Raw genomic sequence first — 20,018 nt, 5'->3', positions numbered from 1 at the left:
ACTGCCCAAAACCCGCTCCGGCAAGATCATGCGCCGCCTGCTGCGCGACGTCGCCGAAAACCGCGAAGTCGGCGACGTCACCACCCTCGCCGACTCCTCGGTCATGGACCTCATCTCCAAGGGACTCAAGTCCGGCGACGACTGATCGTCATCAGCCGTGCACGGGAGGGCGTCCTCGTTGCGAGGGCGCCCTCCCATCTTTTTGAAGGCCCTTCTGACCTGCGATGACGACCGCTCTGCGGTGTTTGAGCCCGCAACTGGTCCGACCGGCGGATGTTAGGGTCGACCGCAGGTGTGCCGGGAAGTCTGGTCGGCGATCGAATCGTGCTGCCCACGAACGGAGCCGTCTTGTTCGACCGCAACCGCGCCCGCACCTTCGACTTCGGGGCCTACCTGCGCACCGAGACCGTCGGTGGCATGGTGCTGCTCGCCGCCGCCGCCATCGCGCTGCTGCTGGCCAACTCCCCCGCGAGCCCCTTCTACACCGCCATCCGCGACTTCGAGGTCGGACCGCACCTGCTGCACCTCGACCTCAGCATCGGCGAGTGGGCCAAGGACGGACTGCTCGCGATCTTCTTCTTCGTCGCGGGCCTGGAGCTCAAGCGCGAGCTGGTGATCGGCGAGCTGTCCAACATCCGCAGCGCGCTGCTGCCGGTGATCGCCGCCGCCGGCGGCATGGTCGTTCCGGCCGGGCTGGCCTTCGCGATCAGCATCGGCGCTCCCGGTCACGAGACCGCGTGGGCCATCCCGGTGGCCACCGACATCGCCTTCGCGCTCGGCGTGCTCGCGCTGACCGGCTCCTGGATGCCGACCGCGGCACGGGTGTTCCTGCTCAGCCTCGCCGTGGTCGACGACCTCGGCGGCATCATCGTGATCGCCGTCGTGTTCACCTCCGGCCTGGACCTGATCGCGCTGCTGATCGCCGTCGCGCTGTGCGCGCTGTACTGGTTCTTGCAGCACAAGCGCGTCCGCTCGCCGTGGATCTACCTGCCGCTGGCGGTCGCGACCTGGATCGCGGTGCACAGCTGCGGCATCCACGCCACCATCGCCGGCGTCGCGCTGGGCCTGCTCACCCGCGTGCGCACCGACCCGGACGAGGAAGCCTCCCCCGCCATGCGGCTGGAGCACCGGCTGCAGCCCTGGTCGGCGGGCCTGGTGGTGCCGGTGTTCGCGTTCTTCGCCGCCGGGGTCCCGGTCGACGGCGAGGCGCTGACCTCAACCTTCTCCGACCGGGTCGCGATCGGCGTGATGCTCGGCCTGGTCGTCGGCAAGTTCGTCGGCATCTTCGCCACGTCCTACATCGCGGTGAAGCTGCGCATCGGCAACAAGCCGACCTCGGTGTCCTGGCTGGACATGGGCGCGCTGGCGATGCTCGGCGGGGTCGGCTTCACCGTCAGCCTGCTGATCACCGAACTCGCCCTGGAGGGCGCGGCGGCCGAGCGCGCCAAGGCCGCGGTGCTGATCGCCTCCGCGGTCGCGTCCCTGCTGGCCGCGGCGGCGCTCGTGCGGCGCGGGCGCAAGTTCAACGGCGAAGCCGCTGATGAGGCCGGTGGGAATGTCACTCACGGGTAACGCATCGCGAGTCGATGGGCACGTGGCTGATCTCCCGTGGCACGATGGTGGCCGTGAACAGCGCCCAGAAGAGCACCAACGGCAGCCGTGAGGGTGCGGAGTGGAGTGCGGTGAACTCCATTCCGTTGTCCGAGGAGGGCACTGCTCCCGACGGGCAGTCCATCGGCGCGTTGGTCAAAGACGCCACGACGCACCTGTCCACTCTGGTCCGCTCCGAAGTGGAGCTCGCCAAGTCCGAGATCACCGGTGAGGTCAAGAAGGCGCTCCGCGGCAGCGTCTACTTCATCCTCGCCCTGTGCGTGCTGGGCTTCAGCCTGTTCTTCCTGTTCTTCACCGCCGCCGAGGCGCTGGACGCCATCGGCCTGTGGCGCTGGGCCGCCTTCGGCATCGTCTTCCTGGCGATGCTGCTGGTCGCCGGCCTGTTCGCGCTGCTGGGCTTCCTGAAGGTCCGCAAGATCCGCGCCCCCAAGCGCACGATGGAGACCCTCAAGGAGACCAAGAACATCACCAAGCGCCGCCACGCCGAGGAACCCACCGCGGGCTGACTCGACCGGGCGCTCACACCTCGCGGAACCGCGGCGGACCCTCCAGGGACCGCCGCGGTTTTCTCGTCTCCGCGTCCACACTGTCCGGACAGGAGCGACATCGATCGCGGACGGTGTGGACGAGAACCACCCCTCAAGTCCGAGGAGGTCAGTTCGTGCAGTTGCCCGTGGGGACCGGGGTGTTGAGGTGCGGAGCCGCCTCCACCTCGTCGGCGACCTCGTCCGCGGTGAGGGCGAAGCCCGTCTCCGGGTCGTCCACGGCAGCGCCGAAGACCACGCCCACGACCTCACCCTCCGGGTTGACCAGCGGCCCACCGGAGTTGCCGCTCTGCACCCGGCCGCGAACCGTGTAGACGTCGCGGACCACGGTCGCCTCGTCGTAGATGTCCGGGCCGCGCAACCGGATGCGCTCCCGGACCCGGCCCGCCGAAGCCGTGTAGGGGCCGTCCAGCGGGTAGCCGAGCGCGATCGTGTCGTCGCCCGGGTGCGCCGCATTCGAGGTGAACGTCATCGCCTCGGCGTCGAGGTCCGGGACCGACAGGATCGCCAGGTCCACGTCCGGCTTGTACATCACGACCTCGGCGTCGAAGTCACCTCGGCCGATCTCGATGGCCACCCGGTCGGTGCCGGCCACGACGTGGGCGTTGGTCATCACCCGGTGCGGGGCGATGACGAAACCCGTGCCCTCCAGCGCGCGGGCGCACGAGGAAGCCCGGCCGCGTACCTTGACCACGCTGGGCTGCGCGTTGCGGACGACCTCGCTCCCGGACAGCGCCGGGTCCGGCGGCGCGATCTCGGCCACCGGGGTCTCCGAGAACGGCTCCAGGGCCTCCGGGAAACCGGACATCCCGAGCATCTTGCGCAGGTCGTCGGGCAGCGCCCGGGCCTGCGGCGGCATCACCGAGTTGACCGCGCTGAGCACCTGCGACCGGCTCAGCGCCGACGCCAGACCGGGCAGCGCGGTGGCCGAGGTGAACGGCAAGGCCACCAGCCACGCCACCACCAGCACCGCCAGGAACTGCAGCACCGAGCCGAGCGCGTTGTCGACCCCGGCGATGCGCGGCGAGGTGATCCGATCTCGCAGCTCGCGGCCCGCCCACATCCCGAAGGTCTCGCCGAAGGCGACCAGCAGGACCACGATGCCGACGCCGAAGGCCAGCCGGGCGACCGGACTGTCCACGTTGTCCAGCAGCAGCGGCGCGACCTTCAGGCCCACCACGGCTCCGATGAACACGCCCACGAAGGACAGCAGTGCGGTGACCAGACCGCTCCGAGCCCCGGAGACCGCGGCGAGCAGTGCCAGCAGCACCACCAGTAGGTCGACCCAGTTCACCCACTCACCCCTCGCGACGGACGATCAGTCGCACCACCGTCTCATGGTCAGCTAACAGAACGGCGAAGCCGGGCTGCCAAGGAGGTCTCCGCCACCCCTCAGGAACGGCCGAAGCCGATGTCGTCGGCTTCCTCCGCGGCCCGCCACGCCTCGTCGAGCTCTCGCACGTCAGCGCGGTTCCAGCTGCGCGACCAGCCGCCCAGCTCCAGGAGCCCGGCCAGCAGGCCGCCGGTGAAACCCCACACGAGCATCCCCGGGACCAGGAACGCAGGGCCGGCCATGCCGCTGCTCAGCCGCACCCGCACCCGGTTCTCGGGATCGGTGAGCCAGGAGATCGGCACGCGCGCCACGGCCGCGGTCTCGCCCAGGTCCACCGGCGCGACCGGTGAGGGCTCGGTCCAGTGCGCGAGCACCGGGGTGACCCGGAACCCGCTGTGCGGGACGTGCAGCTCGGGCAGGGTGGCCACCGGGCGGATGCCCTCCGGCAGCACCCCCACCTCCTCGACCGCCTCGCGGAGCGCGGCATCCACCGGACCACGATCGACATCGTCGAGCGCGCCACCGGGGAAGGCAACCTGACCGGGGTGCGAGTTGAGGCCGTCGGCGCGGCGCAGCAGCAGCACGTCCGGGCCCTGCTCGTCCTCGCCGAGCAGGATCAGCACGGCGGCGGCGCGAGCCGAGCGCGGCGGCGCGTCCTTGGGCCAGCCGAAGTGCCCGGGGTCGAGGTCGGCGGTGCGCTTGACCAGCGTCCGCATCCATTCGGGCAGGTCAGCAGGATCGACCAGCGGTCCGTTGTCGCTCACTGGCCCCCCAGGGTCCGTTCGACGGCGGCCCGAACCTCGTGCGGCGACTCGAACGCGACCGGTGGATCGATGCGCCGCACCTCGCCGGAGGCGGTCACCACGAAGCTGACCGGCAGCACGTTGGGGGCCCGCAGCGCGGCCCGGGCCCGGTTGTCACCGTCATGCACGTTGGGGAAGTGAACGCCGAGCGCGCGCAGTAGGTCAAGACCTTCCGCCGGGCCGCTGTCGACCTGCACGCCCAGCACCCGGATCGCCCCGGGCTCGGTGCTGTAGGCCTGCAGGGCGGGCAGCTCGGTGCGGCACGGCACGCACCAGGTGGCCCAGAGGTTGATCAGCGTCGGCCCGCCGGAGACGGCTCCGGCCAGGTCGGCGGGCTTGCCGTCGGCCTGGCACTGCACGGTCGTCCCGGCCAGCTCGGCGGGTCCGCCGGTGCCGCTCGGGCACGGCTGCAGCGCGGCGGCGGAGCGCTGCTGCGGGTCGACCTGCTCCGCCGGTGGCGGCGCGGCGGCGGGACCGGACCGCTGCTCGTGGTCGCGCGGCCACAGCGCGATCGCCGCGAGGACGGCGAGCACCACGACCACGACGGTCCACTGGATCTCGGACCGGTAGGCACGCAGATTCACGCCACGGGCTCCTTGGCCGCCTGCTTCTGCACGGTCTTGTCCGGAACCTCGTCGACGATGCCGGCGAGCTCCAGCAGCCTGGGCGTCTCCGGCCCCCTGACCAGCTTCGCCGCCTCCACGTGGTCGGTCGGCCCGGCGCCGTACGAGGGGCAGTCCTTGGCCAGCAGGCAGGCGCCGCAGGCGGGCTTGCGGGAGTGGCAGACCCGGCGGCCGTGGAAGATCACCCGATGGGAGAGCATCGTCCACTCCTTCCGGGGAATCAGCTCGCCGATGGCGTGCTCGACCTTCACCGCGTCCTCGAGCTCGGTCCAGCCCCACCTGCGCACCAGGCGCCCGAAGTGGGTGTCCACCGTGATGCCCGGGACGTCGAAGGCGTTGCCGAGGATGACGTTGGCCGTCTTGCGCCCGATCCCGGGCAGCTTCACCAGCTGGTCGAGCTTGCGGGGCACCTCGCCGCCGTGCTTGTCGACCAGCGCGGCACCCAGCCCCATCAGCGAGGACGCCTTGTTCCGGTAGAAGCCGGTGGAGCGGATCATCTCCTCCAGCTCGACCCGTTCCGCTCCGGCGTAGTCGGCGGCCGTCGGGTACCGGCGGAACAGCGCGGGCGTGACCTCGTTGACCCGCTTGTCCGTGCACTGGGCCGACAGGATGGTCGCCACCGCGAGCTCCAACGGGGTGTTGAAGTCCAGCTCGCAGTGCGCGTCCGGATAGGCTTCGGCCAAGGCGCGCAGCATCCGCCTCGCTCGCCGGACGAGCCCCAATCGGGTCTCCTCGCCCTTCCGAGATCGGGTCACCCGCTGGTCAGGAGGGGTTCCAGCGGACTTGGCACGGGTGTTTCGAGCAGGCTCCGGCACCCCACCAGAGTACGGAGGAGCCCCGACACGGTAGGTGGCGGCACCGTCACCGACCCCGCGAAACGACCCCGGTTGAACCGGCGTCGAAGGTATGAGCGAGGATTCACACCATGATGGCTGCCTGGTTCGTCATCGTCGTACCGCTCGTGATCATGTTCTTCACGCTCTTCATGGAGCGTGTGGAAGCCCGCCTGCGGCATGTGGCGGTGCAGGAGAACGAGGTGGAGGAGTTGCTGGAGAACGCCCGGCCCGACGAGGTGCGGGCGCTGTTCCGGCAAGGTATTGGACGTGCGCTGGAGCTGTTCCAGCTACGCAGGGTGGGACGCGCCGGTAGGCTACGTACTCGCCGTTCGCGCGACCAGTCTTAGAATCGCTGGTAGTGATCGGCGGCACACCGCCAGACGCGCTGACGCGGGTCCGGCACCACAGACAGCCGCCGCGTCTCAACATGGAGGGACGAGGTGGACGAGACCCTGGCCCGGGCCGGCATCTTCCAAGGCGTTGAGCCGGCCGCGGCGGAGGCACTGGCACAGTCGCTGGAACCGATCGAGTTCCCGCGCGGACACGTGATCTTCGCGGAGGGCGAGCCGGGCGACCGGCTCTACATCATTCAGTCCGGCAAGGTGAAGCTCGGACGCAAATCCCCGGACGGCAGGGAGAACCTGCTGGCGATCATGGGGCCGTCGGACATGTTCGGCGAACTGTCCATCTTCGACCCCGGGCCGCGGACTTCGACCGCGACCACGGTCACCGAGGTGCGCGCGCTGAGCATGGACCGAGGCGCTCTGCGGCAGTGGATCGCCACGCGTCCGGAGATCGCCGAGCAGCTGCTGCGCGTGGTGGCCCGCCGCCTGCGCCGCACCAACGGCATGCTCGCGGATCTGATCTTCACTGACGTTCCGGGACGCGTCGCCAAGGCGCTGCTGCAGCTCGCACAGCGCTTCGGCAGCCAGGAAGCGGGTCTGCTGCGGGTCACCCACGACCTGACGCAGGAAGAGATCGCGCAGTACGTCGGCGCCTCGCGGGAGACCGTGAACAAGGCGCTCGCGGACTTCGCGCACCGCGGCTGGCTGCGTCTCGAAGGCAAGAGCGTCCTGATCCTGGATCCGGAGCGCTTGGCCCGCCGCGCTCGCTGAGCGGCGACGCGAGCACACAACGCGAAGCTGCCGCGCGGCGGCCGCTGCGCGCGGGCGGCCGACCGGGTTACCCCCCCCGCCCCGCGTCTCTTCGCGTCTGCGCGAGTTCTGCGGAAGCCGGGAAAATCCTGCCGACCCGATCGCGCAACCGGGGCCAGGTCGTCCGCGTCACACCACGAGACGCAGACGAAAGGGGTCTTCGGATGGATTCCAACCTCGTGATCGCCGGGGTGGCGATCGCCCTGGTGCTCTTCTTCGTGGTCACGATCCGCTCGGCGATGGCCGGCTCGAACCGCATCGACGGTCGCCGTCGGAAGAGCTCGGGTGGGGTCTTCGTGAGCACCACCGGCAGCAGCGACAGTGGCGGCTTCGGCGGGGGCGACGGCGGCAGCTGCGGGGGCGGTGACGGCGGCGGCGGTGGCGGCGGCTGCTGCTGACGCCGGCAGGACCGCGCGTGCCGTTCCCCGCGATGTGACAGATGTGAAGGGGCTGGGCGCCACCCCCGACGTGGCGCTCCAGCCCCTTCACATTCGCGTGGTTCGTCCCCCGACGACTAACCACGCTCCCCCGATCCCCCGGTGCTTCGGCCCCGAATTCCTCGGCACCGGAGGCGGCTGTGTTGAGGTGTTCCCCTTCGAAGATGCTGGAAGTCCGTGCTGTCCAGCAACCCCCCTTCACCAACCAAGACGTGTGTTCCGAGGGCTCGGTTGCACACATCACCCGTTCTGAGTAAGCAACGTCACGCACCGAGTTCCCCGCAGGTGAAGAACGAGTTGGTACCCGCGTACCACAATCGGCATACTGGTTCGCGTGTCCCAATCCATGTCGCTGAACGACTACCGCAGGGCCTTGACCGCTCCGGGCGCCCGAGCCGCCGTCATCACCTCGCTGCTCGGCCGCCTGCCGATCGCCATGATCGGCATGGCCCTGCTGCTCTACGTGCAGCGGGAGAGCTCCTCGTTCGCCATCGCGGGCGCGGTCTCGGCCGCCGAGCTGATCGGCGTGGCGGTGGGGTCGGTCGCGCAGGGCCGGATCGTGGACCGGACGGGCCCGTCCAAGCCGTTGTACGTGACGTCAGCACTGTTCACGGTCACGGTGGTGGCGACGCTGACCGCGATCGAACTGGGTGCCGCGACCCCGCTGGTGGTGGCCGGCGCGTTCGCGATGGGACTGCTGCAGCCGAACATCGGTTCGGCGTCGCGCGCGCTGTGGGGCCACCTGCTGCCCCCGGGACGGGTGCGCGAGGCGGCGTTCTCCTACGAGGCGATCAGCCTCGAGGTCTTCTTCATCCTCGGCCCGGGCCTGGCGGGCCTGCTGGTGGCGATGCCGTGGGCGGGCACCGGCGTCGTCGTGGGCGCGGTGTGCATGGTGCTGGGCAGCGTCGGCTTCGCGAGCACCCGCGCGGCCCGCACGCAGCGGCCGGAGCCGAGCGAGCACGCGGGCGCCCTGCTGGGCGCCATCGCGGCTCCGGGGATGCGCACGGTGGCGCTGGCAGCGCTGGGCTTCGGCGTGGTCATCGGTTTCATCGAGGTCGCGGTCCCGGCCGCAGCGGTCGAGGCGGGCCAGCCAACGATGGGCGGTCTGCTGATGAGCCTGGCCTCGGTGAGCTCGGTGGCGGTCGGCGTGGTCTACGGCGTGCACCCGTGGCCGCGCCCGATGTACCTGCGCCTGCCCGCGCTGCTGGTCGGCTTCGCCGGCCTGGTCGCGCTGCTGGCGCTGCCGACGACGCTGCTGGGCCTGGCCCTGATGCTGCTGCTCGCGGGCTGCCTGATCACCCCGCAGTCCACGGCCCACTCGGTCGCGGTCGAGTTCGCAGCCCCGCCCGGCACGGCCGCGGAGGCCTTCGGCTGGGTCGTCACCTCGGTGACCTTGGGCTCGGCCATCGGCCAATCCACCAGCGGCCAGCTCGTGGAGATGACGGGCCCGCCCACGGCCTTCCTCGTCGCCGGAGCAGCCGGAGCGGCGATCGCCGTCCTCCTCTACCTCCGCCGCAACACCCTCCTCCCCAGCAAGACCAGCCTCACCCTCGCCGGAACCTGATCTCGGGACGGGTCAGAGCTCACCTCGTTCTGCGAGGTAGGTGAGCTGGGCTTGGACCGTGAGGTCCGCTGCCGGCCAGACCGAGCGGTCGACGTCGGCGTAGACGAGTTCGACGACCTGGCGCGGGGTGACCTCGCGGCCCAGCGAGCGGATCGCCTCGCGGACCTGGGTGAGCCGTTGCCTGCGGTGGTCCAGGTAGAACTCGGCGACCGCGCGGACGTCGTCGAGCTCCGGGCCGTGCCCCGGGAGGGCTCGGACGCCCGGCGGCAGGGCCGCGATCTTGCGCAACGAGTCCAGGTAGGAACCCAGGTGGCCGTCGGGGTGCGCGACGACCGTGGTGCCTCGGCCGAGGATGCTGTCGCCGGTGAACACCGCAGGCTCGTCGTGCTCGGCGACGAAGCAGACCGAGTCGGCCGTGTGCCCGGCCGTGGTCATCACCCGCAGCTCCAGGCCGGCCACGTCGATCGGCTCGCCGTCGGCGAACGGTTCGGCGTCGCGGCACAGCGTCGGGTCGAGCGCGCGGACCGGAGCGCCGGTGCGCTGCACGAACTCGGCGACGCCGCCGGTGTGGTCCTCGTGGTGGTGGGTCAGCAGGACCAACGAGACCGGACCGTGCTCGGCGACCCGGCGCAGGTGCTCGGCGTCGCCCGGCCCCGGGTCGATGACCACGCACTCGCGCGAGTCCGGGTCGCGCAGCACCCACGTGTTGGTGCCGTCGAGCGTCATCGGGTTCGGGTTCTCGGCGAGCAGCACCGACGCGTAGGGGGTGACCGGGCGGAGTTCGCCGTAGGCGGGGTGCTGCATCAGGCCTCCTCGAATCCGGGTTCGCCGGGCAGCACCGCGTGCCAGCGGCCGTCGCGCTCGATCAGCTTCGGCATGATCTTGATCAGCGTCCGCTCAGCCGTCAGAGCAGCGGAAAGCGCGTCGAACTCGGCGAGTTCGGTGAGCGTGACCTCGGTCGGCGGCAGCAGGTGGCAGCGGCCCTCGCGGAAGTCGGCCAACGCCTGGTCCGGCGTCGCCCAGTAGGCCTCGGCGGCCTCGGTGGTGACGGCGTCGGCGCGCTGACCGGCGGGGATCGCCGCCAGGAAGAACCTCGTGTCGTAGCGGCGCGGCTCCTGCTCCGGGGTCAACCAGTTCGCCCACGGGCGCAGCAGGTCGGCGCGCAGCACCAAGCTCTCCTCGGCGAGGAACCCCGCGAGCGAAACATCCCTGGTCACCAAGGCTTGCCGGGCTTCGGCGTAGCCGCCGGTGTCCTCGACGACGGTCGACGAGTCGGGCCCGGCCAGCAGCACGCCGGCTTCCTCGAAGGTCTCCCGGACCGCCGCGCACACCAGCGCGCGAGCCACCTCCGGGGTGCAGCCGAAGCGCTGCGCCCACCACTCGGGTTCCGGCCCGCTCCAGGTGATCGAGGCGTCCGCGTCGCGCGGGTCGACACCTCCTCCGGGGAACACCGTCATCCCGCCGGCGAAGGCCATGCCCTTCACCCTGCGCTGCAGGAACACCTCCGGGCCCGACGAGCCGTCGCGCAGCAGCACCACGGTGGCCGCGTCCTTGGGGCGGACGGGCTTGTCCGGCCGGTCCTCGGGCACGAATCCCGTTGGCAGCGAACGATCCATGCCCGCCACCTTATGTCGGCGACACCTCCCGGAACACCGTCCGGAAGATCAGCGCTGCTGCGGGGTGTAGGCCTGCTGCTGGTTGGCCGCTATCGGCGGGAACCCGCCGGTGCCGCCGGGCATGGTGGAGGTCCGGCCGTCCTCGCCCTGGGCCTGGCGCTTGCCGGGACCGTCCTGCTCCCGGTGCGCGAGCTCCTCGTGCAGCTTGCGCAGCAGGTTGCGCTCCCGGTCGGTCAGCTTGGCGTCGACCGCGGCGGGAACGCGCATCATCACACCCGTCTGCTCGGCCGCTGTCTCGGGTTGCGCATCCTCGGGTGGTTCACCGGGAAACTCGTGCTGCGGCTCGGCCACAGCGTGCGACACCCCCTCCGGCCTGGGCTCGTCCACCGGGGCCGGCGGCGCGGGCGGTGGTGACGGCGGTTCCTCGGGTTGTCTGTGCTCCACGACCTGCTCCGGGCGTGGCACTACAGGGGGAGCCGTCCTCTCCGCGGGGGCCACGTCTAACCGCACCCGCCGGGCCGTCGAAAGCGCATCGCGGTGGTACTCGGGCAGGTCCGCACCGGTGGCGAAGACGTCCACGGCGTAGCGCAGACCGGCCCGGCGCAGGGCCGAGATCAGCTGGAAGGCGGCCGCGGGACCCGACCCGTCGGGGCCGACCTCGGCCAGCAGCACGCCCTGCGGCACCGCGCCGTAGCTGGTGCCCGCGGGGGTGGTCCGGTTGGTGACCCACAGGCCGCGCAGCCCCGCGAGACGACCGCCGATCTGCTTGAGCGCCAGCTCCAGATCGGCGTCGTCGGAGTCGGGGGCGCTGAACTTGTGGTTCTCCGGGAGCAGCGACTCGACCACGTTGAGCCGGTCGGCCAGCTGGTGGTTCGAGCGCGTCTCGTCGAGCACCCGTCGCAGGTGGTACTGCTCGGCGGTGGTCACCTCGATCCGCCCGGACAGCAGGCACCCGGCGAGGAACTCGGCCCCGGCGTCGGGCTGCCCCATGCCGAGCAGCTCGCGGGCGCCGTCGATGCCGTCGTCATCGACGCGCCCGGTCATGGCCAGCAAGAGGCTGTGCAGCCGGTCGACCGGTCCGGCGGCCTCTGCAACGTCCACCACGAATGCCTCCTTTAGCTGCCGACCGCTCAGCCGCGGCGACCGGCGAATTCTTCAGCTCCCGCGCACACCAGCGCCGACTCCTCGATCGCCATCCGGTGGTACGGGGTGGGTTCCAGGTCCTTGGGCACGACCTCGACGCACGGTGCGGCGTCGCCGAGCGCGCGCAGCACCCGCTGGATCTCCCCGGTCAGTTCGACGCAGTCGTCCGATGCGGACACCAGCACGACGAGCTTCGCGGCACCGGAATCGCGGCGCCGCCAGGTGTTGCGCACCTCGCGCACGCCGGGGCGACCGCGCAGCGTCGCGCCGAGCACCAGCACCGCCGAGTCGCCGACGTTCTCGGCCGGGGGTTCGATGGTGAACGAGTAGTGCGGGGTGGTGTCGACGACCGCGGGCAGCACGGCGTTGACCATCGCCGGGTCGGCGCCCAGCGGCAGCAGCGCGTCCGAGAGCAGCCGGTGCTCGTCGTCGTCGAGCGCGATGCGCTCGCGGACCAGCGTGCCGGGCAGCAGTCTCGCGACGACGTCGGCCGCGCCGCCGGCCAGCCAGTCGCGGTATCGCCACAGGTGCCGGTCGGACAACCTGCCGGCCAACCGAAGCAACAGTTCGTGGCACAGCAGATCGGTTTCACGCACTGCCACGGCGCCCCTCCATGCCTAGTACTCCGGGTTCCGGATCCAGCCCGCCGCTCCCCCGACGCAACTGCACCCTTCCAGGTGAACTTTGGTGCTACTGATCGGGTCGTACAAGCCCCTGAACGACCCAAGCGCAACACGTTGAAATCAGCATCCCCCATCCGAGTTACGCCGGAACAGGCGAACGAAGACCAAGGATGATCGCAGCGTACTGGTCGTGGTTGACCTTCGGAGCCCCACCGCCGAAAAAATCACCACTACTTCCCCGCCGACCACGCTGCGCGCACGAGAGCAGAACGCGGCGTCACCCCGCGTGGGGCGACGCCGCGCGACAAGTCCGAAATGCCGAGATCACTCGACCTCGACGACCAGCTCCACCTCGACCGGGACGCCGAGCGGAAGCTCCGCGACACCCACCGCCGAGCGCGCGTGCTGCCCGGCCTCGCCGAAGACCTCGCCGAGCAGCTCCGAAGCACCGTTGACCACACCGGGCTGACCCGTGAAGCCCTCGGCCGACGCCACGAAACCGACGACCTTCACCACCCGGACGATCGAGTCCAAGCCCACCAGCGAATCCACCGCGGCCAGCGCGTTGAGCGCGCATATCCGGGCGCACTGCTGAGCCTCCTCGGCGCTCACCTCGGCACCGACCTTGCCCAGAGCCGCCGGGGAACCGGCCACCATCGGGATCTGCCCGGCCGTGAACACCAGCGAACCGGTGCGCACCGCGGGCACGTAAGCCGCCACGGGCTTGACCACCTCGGGCAGCGGAATGCCCAGCTCCGCCAGGCGATCCGTCCACCGACCCATGTCAGGCCTCCTTCGGCCGCTTCATGTAGGCCACCATCTGCTCACCGGTCGGACCCGGCAGCACGGCGACGAGCTCCCAGCCGTCCTCGCCCCACTGGTCGAGGATTTGCTTGGTCGCGTGGCTCAACAACGGCACGGTCGCGTACTCCCACTTCTGCATGTGCGGCAGCCTAATTGCTGACGTGGTGGTCGTCTTGAGTGGCGGGGTGCTCGGCCTGGTCAGGTGGTTACGTCGTAGTGACAAGACTCCGTGGTCACTCCGCCCAGCGGTGCCAGGAGCGGAAATCGAGCGGCGCTGCGGACTCCGCGCAGCACTCCTCGTGCATGCCAGGTTGCCGCTTCGAGGACTGCGATCACAGGAGTTGGGACAGGGCGGGAGACGGGGACTTAGGCTGACCGCGTGACCTCATGGGACGGGGAGCTGAACCAGGCGCGGTTGCACGTCGTCAGCGGCAAGGGCGGGACCGGCAAGACCACGGTCGCCGCCGCGCTCGCGCTGGCGCTGGCCACCGGGGGCAAGAAGGTGCTGCTCATCGAGGTCGAGGGGCGGCAGGGGATCGCGCAGCTCTTCGACAGCGCGCCGCTGCCCTACTCCGAGGAGTGGATCGCCGCCGCACCCGGCGGGGGCGAGCTGCGGGCGCTGGCCATCGACGCCGAGCCGGCGCTGCTGGAGTACCTGTCGATGTTCTACAACCTCGGCTTCGCCGGGCGGACGCTGCGCAAGATGGGCGCCATCGAGTTCGCCACCACGCTCGCTCCCGGCCTCCGGGACGTGCTGTTCACCGGCAAGATCAAGGAATGCGTCGGCCGCACCGACGAGCGCGGCCGGTACGTCTACGACGCCGTCGTGGTGGACGCGCCGCCGACCGGCCGGGTCGTGAAGTTCCTCGACGTCACCCGGGCGATGGCCGACCTCGCCAAGGTCGGACCGATCCGCGACCACAGCGACGGCGTCGTGCGCCTCGTGCACTCCAGCGACACCGTCGTCCACCTGGTGACGCTGCTCGAAGAGCTCCCGGTGCGCGAAACCCTCGAAGCCGTCGACGAGCTCGACTCCGCCGACCTGCGCCCCGGCGCCGTCGTGCTCAACCGCGTCCGGCCCGGCCGGCTGCCCGAGCGCACCGTCCCGGCCGCCGCCGACGGCCACGTCGACGCCGACGGGGTGCGCGCCGGACTCGAAGCCGCCGGGCTCAAGGTCGACGGCACCACTCTCGACGGGCTCGTGCACGAAACCATCGAGCACGCCATCCGGCACCGGACCGAGGACGACGCGCGCGAACAGCTCGCCGCCACCGACCTGCCCACCGTCTCGCTGCCCGACCTGACCGCGGGCATCGACGTCGCCGAGCTCTACGAGCTCGCCGAGATCTTCACCGAACACGGCATCCGGAGCCCCCGATGAGCGAACCGCTGCGGCCATCGCAGGTCGACGTCGACGCGCTGCTGGACGACCCCGACACCCACGTCGTCGTCTGCTGCGGCTCCGGCGGCGTCGGCAAGACCACGACCGCCGCCGCGCTGGCCGTGCGGGCCGCCGAGCGCGGCCGCAAGACCGTCGTGCTCACCATCGACCCCGCGCGCCGCCTCGCCCAGGCCCTGGGCCTGCGGGAGCTCGGCAACACGCCCAAGCAGGTGTCGCTGGAGGGCTTCGACCCGGCGGGCGATCTGAACGCGATGATGCTGGACATGCGCCGCACCTTCGACGACATGGTGCAGATGCACGCCGGCCCCGAACGCGCCGAGCAGATCCTGAACAACCCCTTCTACCAGACCATTTCGACCTCGTTCTCCGGAACGCAGGAGTACATGGCGATGGAGAAGCTAGGCCAGCTCGCCGCCTCCGGCGAGTGGGATCTGATCATCGTCGACACCCCGCCCAGCCGCTCCGCGCTGGACTTCCTGGACGCGCCACAGCGGCTGTCGACCGTGCTGGACGGACGCCTGATCAAGATGCTGTCCTCTCCCGCGCGCGCGGGCGGGCGCGGGCTGCGCAAGATCGTCGGTGCCTCGTTCGGCATGTTCGCCAAAGCCGTGTCGACGATCATCGGCGGCCAGCTGCTCAACGACGCGGCGCGCTTCGTGCAGGCCTTCGACTCGACCTTCGGCGGGTTCCGGCAGCGCGCCGAGCAGACCTACCGGCTGCTGCGCTCGCCCGGGACGGCGTTCCTCGTGGTGGCCGCGCCCGAGCCGGACGCGCTGCGGGAGGCGTCCTACTTCGTGGAGCGGCTGGCCGGGGAGTCGATGCCGCTGGTCGGGCTGGTCGCCAACCGGACGCACCCGGTGGTCGCCGACCTGCCGGGCGCCCGGGCGACCACCGTGGCCGAGGAGATCGAGGACGCCGGTTCGGCTCCGCTGGCGGCGGCGGTGCTGCGGGTGCACGCGGACCGGGTCGCGATCGCCGAGCGGGAGAAGCGGATGCTCGCACGCTTCACCCGGGCTCACCCGGAGGTGTCACTCGTCGGTGTGCCGGCGCTGCCGTCCGATGTGCACGATTTGGCCGGTCTGCGGGAGATCGGCCGACGACTCGCCGGCGAATAGATCCAAAAAATCAGGCCGGGCGTTACCGTTTTCACGGTCGACGCCCGGCCTGATCATTTTCGGGGATCAGCTCACCTGGAACTCGGTGATATCGGAGTAATCCTGACGCGCTGCCTCGAGCAATTCGCGCCAGTTACGAACATCCGGGCGACGACGCAGCAGAGCCCGCCGCTCCCGTTCGGTCATTCCACCCCACACACCGAATTCGATCTTGTTGTCGAGCGCCTCGCTGAGGCACTCCGTCCGCACTGGGCAGCCAAAACAAACCATTCGCGCTTTGCGCTGCTCAGCCCCGCGAACGAACAATTGATCCGGGTTCTGGTCTCGACATGCGGCGTTAACACGCCAGTCCCCCTGCTCAAACATAGAGTTCCCCCAGCTCCTCACTGGATCGTCGGCGACCGAATTTCGTCCGGAGCCCCCCGGCACCGGATGCCGCGGTTCGGAAGTCGGGAGCCGAACCGCAACCGTGCTGTCGCTGGACGTAGACGGACTGTAGAGCCCAGCGGTTCCACAACCAACCGACGGTTGTCGTCCCGTTATCTTTGGAACTCACTAGATCGGGCGGACTTGCGCCGTGACACTCCGTCACAAAGCGTGTGCGATTTACTCTGGCAGAGTGCGTGCCCGAGACGGCTTGTTGAAGCTTTTCGGTCTGTGTGTGCTGGCTGGCGTGTTGGTCGCGGGGTTGCTCTTCCCGGTTGCGGGATCACTCGGAGTGGTCTCCAACCGCGCTGGGGACGCCGTCAACAGCATTTCCACGGACATGATGACCAAGGAACCGCCGCTTGTGACGACAGTCACAGACAAGGATGGGAGGCCGATCGCTTACCTGTTCAACCAGGACCGGACGCCGGCCGCTCCCGACCAGATCGCCGACACGATGAAGGCGGCGATCGTGGCCATCGAGGACCGGCGGTTCTTCGACCACCAGGGCGTGGACTGGGCCGGGACCATGCGCGCCGCCGTGACCAACCAGATGTCCGGCGAGATCGCGCAGGGCGGTTCCACCCTCACCCAGCAGTACGTGAAGAACTACCTGGTGCACGTCGTCGCCGCCGACGACCCGGTCAAGCAGGCCAAGGCGATCGAGCGGACCCCGGGCCGCAAGCTGCGGGAGATCCGCATCGCGCTGCAGATGGACAAGCAGCTCAACAAGGAGCAGATCCTCGCCCGCTACCTCAACGTCGTGCCCTACGGCAACCAGGCCTACGGGATCGCCGCGGCCGCGCGCACCTACTTCGGCACCACGCCGGACAAGCTGACGATCGCGCAGGCCGCGCTGCTCGCGGGCATGGTCAACAGCCCGAGCGCGCTGAACCCGGAGAGCAACCCCGGTGAGGCGCTCAACCGGCGCAACCTGGTGATCAAGGCGATGGAGGACCAGCGCCGGATCACCCCGGAGGCCGCCACCGAGGCGCGCAACTCCCCGCTCGGGCTGGTCTCGCCGCTGCAGAACATCCCCAACGGCTGCGTCGGCGCCGGGCCGTCCGACGGGTTCTTCTGCCGCTACGTCATCGACTACCTGGAACGCGCCGGGTTCACCGAGGAGCAGCTCAAGACCGGCGGCTACACGATCCGCACCTCGATGGACAAGCGCGCCACCGACGCCGCCAAGGCCTCGGCCGAGCGCGGCGTGCCGAAGACGACCAAGGGCATCGCCAACGTGATGAGCGTCGTCGAACCCGGCAAGGACAAGCACCGGGTGCGCGCGCTGGTGGCCAACCGCGACTTCGGCATCGACGCCTCGAAGGGACAGACGTCCTACGCGCTGCCCAGCGGCATCGCGAAGTTCGGCGCCGGGTCGATCTACAAGGTGTTCACCGCCGCGGCGGCCCTGGAGAGGGGCATGGGGATCTACAACACGATCCAGTCGCCCGGCTCCTACACCTCGCAGGTCTACAAGAACGGCTCGCGGCCCTACACCGTCGGCAACGCCGAAGGCGTCGCGCCTGGACCGCGCACGCTGCAGATGGCGCTGGCGACCTCGCCGAACACCGCGTTCGTCGCGCTGCAGGAGCGGGTCGGGCTGAACCCGACCGTGGACATGGCGGTCCGGCTGGGGATGCGGCAGACGCTGCTGCACAACACCTCCTCGGGCAGCCCCGTCACGCCCAACGGCTCCGGCGGTCTGTCGCAGGCCGAGGACGTCAAGCAGAAGAACATCGGTGCGTTCACCCTCGGGTTCGCGCCGGCGAGTCCGCTGGAGCTGAGCAACGTCGGCGCAACGATCATGAGCGGCGGCACGTGGTGCCCGCCGACGCCGATCGAGCAGATCCAGGACCGCAACGGCAACCCGGTGTCGATCACCGAGGACCCGTGCGAGCAGGCCGTGGACGAGCCGCTGGCCAACGCGATGGCCGTCGGCATGAGCAAGGACGACACCGGCGGTGGCACGGCGGCGGCCGCGGCCAGCGGCGCGGGCTGGACCCGTCCGGTGGCCTCCAAGACTGGTACCACCGAGGCCCACCAGTCGGCCGGTTTCCTGGGCGCCACCCCGCAGTACGCGGGTTCGGTGCTGACCTTCAGCGACGGCACGTCGCCGCAGGGCATCTGCGACACCGATCCGCCCCGGCTGTGCGGGGCCAACGGCGGCAACATCTACGGCGGCAAGGTCCCGGCGCGGACCTGGTTCGACGCGATGAACGTGATCCACGAGGGCCTGCCGACGGCGCCGCTGCCACCGACGACCGGCCGGTACGAGAACGGCGGCGACGAGTTCCAGGTGCCCAACGTCGTCGGCCTGTCCAACGAGAAGGCCAAGGAAACCCTGGAGAAGGCCGGCTACAAGGTCACCGAGCGCTCGGTGAACAGCCCGCGCAAGCGCGGCTCGGTCACCAGCCAGACGCCGCGCGGCTTCGCCCTGCCGGGCGAGACGGTGACGCTGTCGGTGAGCACGGGCTACGTCCCGACGCCGTCCACGCAGCGGCCGACGACGGAGGCGCCGCCGCCGGTCGCGGGACAGCCGCCGGCACCACCCGCACCACCGGTCCCACCGGGGCAGCAGCCGGGCGGTCCACCCGCGCAACCGCCGGGCCGGTGACCGGGCGAATCGGGTTCTTCCTAGACTCGCCTGTGTGACGAGAGCGCAGGCGAGCACCCGACGCGCCCGGTCCCGCTACCGCTTGGTGGAGGTGCGGTCGACCGAGCGGATCACGCCGCGCGTGGTGCGGGTGGTCCTGGGCGGGGAGGAGCTGGCCGACTTCGTCAGCAACGGCAGCGACCAGCGGATCAAGCTCTGCCTCCCGCAACCGGGCAAGCCGATGCCGCTGGGCCGCACCCGCGAGGAGGTCTTCGCGCTCCCCCGCGACGAGCAGCCCCGGCAGCGCACCTACACGGTCCGCTGGTTCGACGCCGAGCGGCGGGAGCTGGCGATCGACTTCGTGATCCACGACCACCACGGTCCCGGCAGCAAGTGGGCGTCGGAGGCGACGCCCGGGGACCTGATCGTCACCGTCGGCCCCAGCCCGGCCTACCAGCCGCAGCCGGCCGCTGATCCGCTGGTGCTGATGGGCGACGAGACGGCTCTGCCGGCGATCGCCGCGATCCTGGAAGAGCTCCCGGCCGAGGCCCGGGTGGTGGTCTTCGCCGAGGTCGCGGACGAGGCCGAGCAGCTGGAGATCGAGTCGGCGGCCGAGGTCACCTGGCACTGGCTGCACCGCGACGGCGTCCCGGCCGGCCAGGGCGACTTCCTCCTCGACGCGCTCCGCAGCGCCGAGCTCGGGCCGGACCCCTACGTCTGGATCGGCGCCGAGGCCGAGGCGGTCCACCACCTCCGCGAGCACTGCCAGCGCGAACTCGGCCTGGACCGGCGCCACCTCTACGCCCTCGCCTACTGGCGCCGAGACCACGCCGACGACTGACGCCTCTCCCCGGCGTGCCGGGCGTCGGCACGCCGGAGGACGGCGGTCAGCCCTGGAGCTGGGCCTTGACGATGCCGGCGACCTTGCCGCCTTCGGCGCGTCCTGCGGCCTTGGCGTTGGCGGCCTTCATGACCTGGCCCATCTGCTTCATGCCAGGGCGCTCGCCCAGTTCGGCCTCGACCTCGGCGATGGCCTCGGTGACCAGGGCGGACAGCTCGTCGTCGGAGAGCTGCTGGGGCAGGTAGCGGCGCAGGACCTCCGCTTCGGAGGCCTCGGCGTCGGCTTGCTCGGCGCGGCCCGCGGAGCGGAACGCCTCGGCGGCCTCGTCGCGCTTCTTGGCCTCCTTGCTCAGCACCTTGAGCACCTCCTCGTCGGAGAGCTCCCGCTGCTGCTTGCCGGACACCTCCTCCTTGCCGACGGCGGCCAGCGCCATGCGCAGGACTCCGGTGACGGCGGTGTCGCGTTGCTTCATCGCGGCGGACAGGTCCGCCCGCAGCTTTTCCTTGAGCTCGGCCATGTGGCGATTATCGCGCCAGGCACGCGGGC

General features: G+C 70.6%; 22 protein-coding genes. 10 read left to right on the top strand and 12 right to left on the bottom strand.

Going from position 1 to position 20,018, the window contains the following annotated elements; genetic code table 11:
* The first annotated feature begins 348 nt into the window (after positions 1 to 348).
* Together nhaA and R4I43_RS19725 are read left to right on the top strand one after the other, a co-directional pair.
* Positions 349 to 1,572, top strand: coding sequence for a Na+/H+ antiporter NhaA (gene nhaA, locus R4I43_RS19730; protein ID WP_324267119.1), 1,224 nt, complete (start codon positions 349 to 351; stop codon positions 1,570 to 1,572).
* Between the two features lie 44 nt (positions 1,573 to 1,616).
* Positions 1,617 to 2,117: a phage holin family protein gene (locus R4I43_RS19725; protein ID WP_324267127.1), complete on the top strand. Its 501-nt coding sequence runs from the start codon at positions 1,617 to 1,619 to the stop codon at positions 2,115 to 2,117.
* 148 nt (positions 2,118 to 2,265) lie between these two features.
* On the opposite strand, the gene R4I43_RS19720 is transcribed toward R4I43_RS19725, so the two are convergent.
* The 4 genes from R4I43_RS19720 to nth form a co-directional block, all read right to left on the bottom strand.
* Complete coding sequence (locus R4I43_RS19720) at positions 2,266 to 3,450, bottom strand: MarP family serine protease (RefSeq protein ID WP_324267118.1); 1,185 nt, start codon at positions 3,448 to 3,450, stop codon at positions 2,266 to 2,268.
* A 98-nt stretch (positions 3,451 to 3,548) separates the two neighbouring features.
* On the bottom strand, positions 3,549 to 4,205 hold the full coding sequence (locus tag R4I43_RS19715; protein WP_324267126.1) for an NUDIX hydrolase: 657 nt from the start codon (positions 4,203 to 4,205) through the stop codon (positions 3,549 to 3,551).
* 44 nt (positions 4,206 to 4,249) lie between these two features.
* On the bottom strand, positions 4,250 to 4,876 hold the full coding sequence (locus tag R4I43_RS19710) for a TlpA family protein disulfide reductase (protein WP_324267117.1): 627 nt from the start codon (positions 4,874 to 4,876) through the stop codon (positions 4,250 to 4,252).
* Positions 4,873 to 5,610: an endonuclease III gene (gene nth / locus R4I43_RS19705; RefSeq protein ID WP_324267125.1), complete on the bottom strand. Its 738-nt coding sequence runs from the start codon at positions 5,608 to 5,610 to the stop codon at positions 4,873 to 4,875. The genes R4I43_RS19710 and nth overlap by 4 nt, the downstream gene beginning before the upstream one ends.
* A 233-nt stretch (positions 5,611 to 5,843) precedes the next feature.
* Between nth and R4I43_RS19700 the strand changes: the two genes are divergently transcribed.
* From R4I43_RS19700 to R4I43_RS19685, 4 genes are all read left to right on the top strand, one after another.
* The gene (locus R4I43_RS19700) at positions 5,844 to 6,098 is read left to right on the top strand and encodes a hypothetical protein (protein ID WP_029535541.1); all 255 of its coding nucleotides are present in this window, start codon (positions 5,844 to 5,846) and stop codon (positions 6,096 to 6,098) included.
* 93 nt (positions 6,099 to 6,191) lie between these two features.
* Entirely contained in the window at positions 6,192 to 6,866 is a 675-nt protein-coding gene (locus R4I43_RS19695) for a Crp/Fnr family transcriptional regulator (protein ID WP_093422841.1), read from the top strand.
* Between the two features lie 203 nt (positions 6,867 to 7,069).
* Positions 7,070 to 7,303, top strand: a complete 234-nt coding sequence (locus R4I43_RS19690; protein WP_324267116.1) for a hypothetical protein — start codon at positions 7,070 to 7,072, stop codon at positions 7,301 to 7,303.
* Positions 7,304 to 7,688: 385 nt separating this feature from the next.
* Positions 7,689 to 8,906 (top strand): MFS transporter, encoded by a 1,218-nt coding sequence (locus R4I43_RS19685; protein WP_324267124.1) that lies wholly within the window; start codon positions 7,689 to 7,691, stop codon positions 8,904 to 8,906.
* Between the two features lie 12 nt (positions 8,907 to 8,918).
* On the opposite strand, the gene R4I43_RS19680 is transcribed toward R4I43_RS19685, so the two are convergent.
* The 6 genes from R4I43_RS19680 to R4I43_RS19655 all read right to left on the bottom strand — a co-directional run bounded on the left by R4I43_RS19680 (position 8,919) and on the right by R4I43_RS19655 (position 13,231).
* Positions 8,919 to 9,710 carry an MBL fold metallo-hydrolase gene (locus tag R4I43_RS19680; RefSeq protein ID WP_324267115.1) on the bottom strand — a complete coding sequence of 264 codons (792 nt, stop codon included), beginning with the start codon at positions 9,708 to 9,710 and terminating at the stop codon, positions 8,919 to 8,921.
* Positions 9,710 to 10,522, bottom strand: coding sequence for an NUDIX hydrolase (locus R4I43_RS19675; protein WP_324267114.1), 813 nt, complete (start codon positions 10,520 to 10,522; stop codon positions 9,710 to 9,712). The genes R4I43_RS19680 and R4I43_RS19675 overlap by 1 nt, the downstream gene beginning before the upstream one ends.
* A 48-nt stretch (positions 10,523 to 10,570) precedes the next feature.
* Positions 10,571 to 11,626, bottom strand: a complete 1,056-nt coding sequence (locus R4I43_RS19670) for a hypothetical protein (protein WP_324267113.1) — start codon at positions 11,624 to 11,626, stop codon at positions 10,571 to 10,573.
* A 26-nt stretch (positions 11,627 to 11,652) separates the two neighbouring features.
* Complete coding sequence (locus R4I43_RS19665; RefSeq protein WP_324267112.1) at positions 11,653 to 12,267, bottom strand: hypothetical protein; 615 nt, start codon at positions 12,265 to 12,267, stop codon at positions 11,653 to 11,655.
* A gap of 345 nt (positions 12,268 to 12,612) precedes the next feature.
* Complete coding sequence (locus tag R4I43_RS19660; RefSeq protein WP_324267111.1) at positions 12,613 to 13,071, bottom strand: RidA family protein; 459 nt, start codon at positions 13,069 to 13,071, stop codon at positions 12,613 to 12,615.
* Between the two features lies 1 nt (position 13,072).
* Positions 13,073 to 13,231, bottom strand: coding sequence for a DUF4177 domain-containing protein (locus R4I43_RS19655; protein ID WP_179717060.1), 159 nt, complete (start codon positions 13,229 to 13,231; stop codon positions 13,073 to 13,075).
* A 240-nt stretch (positions 13,232 to 13,471) separates the two neighbouring features.
* Here R4I43_RS19655 and R4I43_RS19650 point away from each other — a divergent pair, with 240 nt between their 5' ends.
* Both R4I43_RS19650 and R4I43_RS19645 read left to right on the top strand, forming a co-directional pair.
* Positions 13,472 to 14,473 (top strand): ArsA-related P-loop ATPase, encoded by a 1,002-nt coding sequence (locus R4I43_RS19650; RefSeq protein WP_324267110.1) that lies wholly within the window; start codon positions 13,472 to 13,474, stop codon positions 14,471 to 14,473.
* A complete protein-coding gene (locus tag R4I43_RS19645) occupies positions 14,470 to 15,609 on the top strand; it encodes an ArsA family ATPase (protein ID WP_324267109.1) in 1,140 nt (379 codons plus the stop codon). Before R4I43_RS19650 ends, R4I43_RS19645 begins: the two co-directional genes overlap by 4 nt.
* Positions 15,610 to 15,675: 66 nt before the next feature.
* On the opposite strand, the gene R4I43_RS19640 is transcribed toward R4I43_RS19645, so the two are convergent.
* Positions 15,676 to 15,975: a WhiB family transcriptional regulator gene (locus R4I43_RS19640; protein ID WP_324267108.1), complete on the bottom strand. Its 300-nt coding sequence runs from the start codon at positions 15,973 to 15,975 to the stop codon at positions 15,676 to 15,678.
* 424 nt (positions 15,976 to 16,399) lie between these two features.
* Here R4I43_RS19640 and R4I43_RS19635 point away from each other — a divergent pair, with 424 nt between their 5' ends.
* On the top strand, positions 16,400 to 18,652 hold the full coding sequence (locus R4I43_RS19635; RefSeq protein WP_407691273.1) for a transglycosylase domain-containing protein: 2,253 nt from the start codon (positions 16,400 to 16,402) through the stop codon (positions 18,650 to 18,652).
* Between the two features lie 34 nt (positions 18,653 to 18,686).
* Positions 18,687 to 19,472, top strand: coding sequence for a siderophore-interacting protein (locus R4I43_RS19630; RefSeq protein WP_324267106.1), 786 nt, complete (start codon positions 18,687 to 18,689; stop codon positions 19,470 to 19,472).
* 46 nt (positions 19,473 to 19,518) lie between these two features.
* Here R4I43_RS19630 and R4I43_RS19625 read toward each other — a convergent pair whose 3' ends face one another.
* The gene (locus R4I43_RS19625; protein WP_324267105.1) at positions 19,519 to 19,989 is read right to left on the bottom strand and encodes a GatB/YqeY domain-containing protein; all 471 of its coding nucleotides are present in this window, start codon (positions 19,987 to 19,989) and stop codon (positions 19,519 to 19,521) included.
* Between the last annotated feature and the right edge of the window lie 29 nt (positions 19,990 to 20,018).

Source organism: Saccharopolyspora mangrovi, from assembly GCF_035320975.1.
GTDB classification, from domain to species: Bacteria; Actinomycetota; Actinomycetes; order Mycobacteriales; family Pseudonocardiaceae; genus Saccharopolyspora; species Saccharopolyspora mangrovi.
Note: the sequence above shows the minus strand (reverse complement) of the source record. Positions and strands in the feature narration are given on the sequence as shown.

Coding starts and splice junctions, on each gene's coding strand:
- R4I43_RS19675 (WP_324267114.1), bottom strand. CDS start 10,522: ATGGATCGTTCGCTGCCAACGGGATTCGTGCCCGAGGACCGGCCGGAC.
- R4I43_RS19690 (WP_324267116.1), top strand. CDS start 7,070: ATGGATTCCAACCTCGTGATCGCCGGGGTGGCGATCGCCCTGGTGCTC.
- R4I43_RS19645 (WP_324267109.1), top strand. CDS start 14,470: ATGAGCGAACCGCTGCGGCCATCGCAGGTCGACGTCGACGCGCTGCTG.
- R4I43_RS19660 (WP_324267111.1), bottom strand. CDS start 13,071: ATGGGTCGGTGGACGGATCGCCTGGCGGAGCTGGGCATTCCGCTGCCC.
- R4I43_RS19680 (WP_324267115.1), bottom strand. CDS start 9,710: ATGCAGCACCCCGCCTACGGCGAACTCCGCCCGGTCACCCCCTACGCG.
- R4I43_RS19655 (WP_179717060.1), bottom strand. CDS start 13,231: ATGCAGAAGTGGGAGTACGCGACCGTGCCGTTGTTGAGCCACGCGACC.
- nth (WP_324267125.1), bottom strand. CDS start 5,610: ATGCTGCGCGCCTTGGCCGAAGCCTATCCGGACGCGCACTGCGAGCTG.
- R4I43_RS19640 (WP_324267108.1), bottom strand. CDS start 15,975: ATGTTTGAGCAGGGGGACTGGCGTGTTAACGCCGCATGTCGAGACCAG.
- R4I43_RS19700 (WP_029535541.1), top strand. CDS start 5,844: ATGGCTGCCTGGTTCGTCATCGTCGTACCGCTCGTGATCATGTTCTTC.
- R4I43_RS19625 (WP_324267105.1), bottom strand. CDS start 19,989: ATGGCCGAGCTCAAGGAAAAGCTGCGGGCGGACCTGTCCGCCGCGATG.
- R4I43_RS19685 (WP_324267124.1), top strand. CDS start 7,689: ATGTCGCTGAACGACTACCGCAGGGCCTTGACCGCTCCGGGCGCCCGA.
- R4I43_RS19715 (WP_324267126.1), bottom strand. CDS start 4,205: ATGCGGACGCTGGTCAAGCGCACCGCCGACCTCGACCCCGGGCACTTC.
- R4I43_RS19725 (WP_324267127.1), top strand. CDS start 1,617: ATGGTGGCCGTGAACAGCGCCCAGAAGAGCACCAACGGCAGCCGTGAG.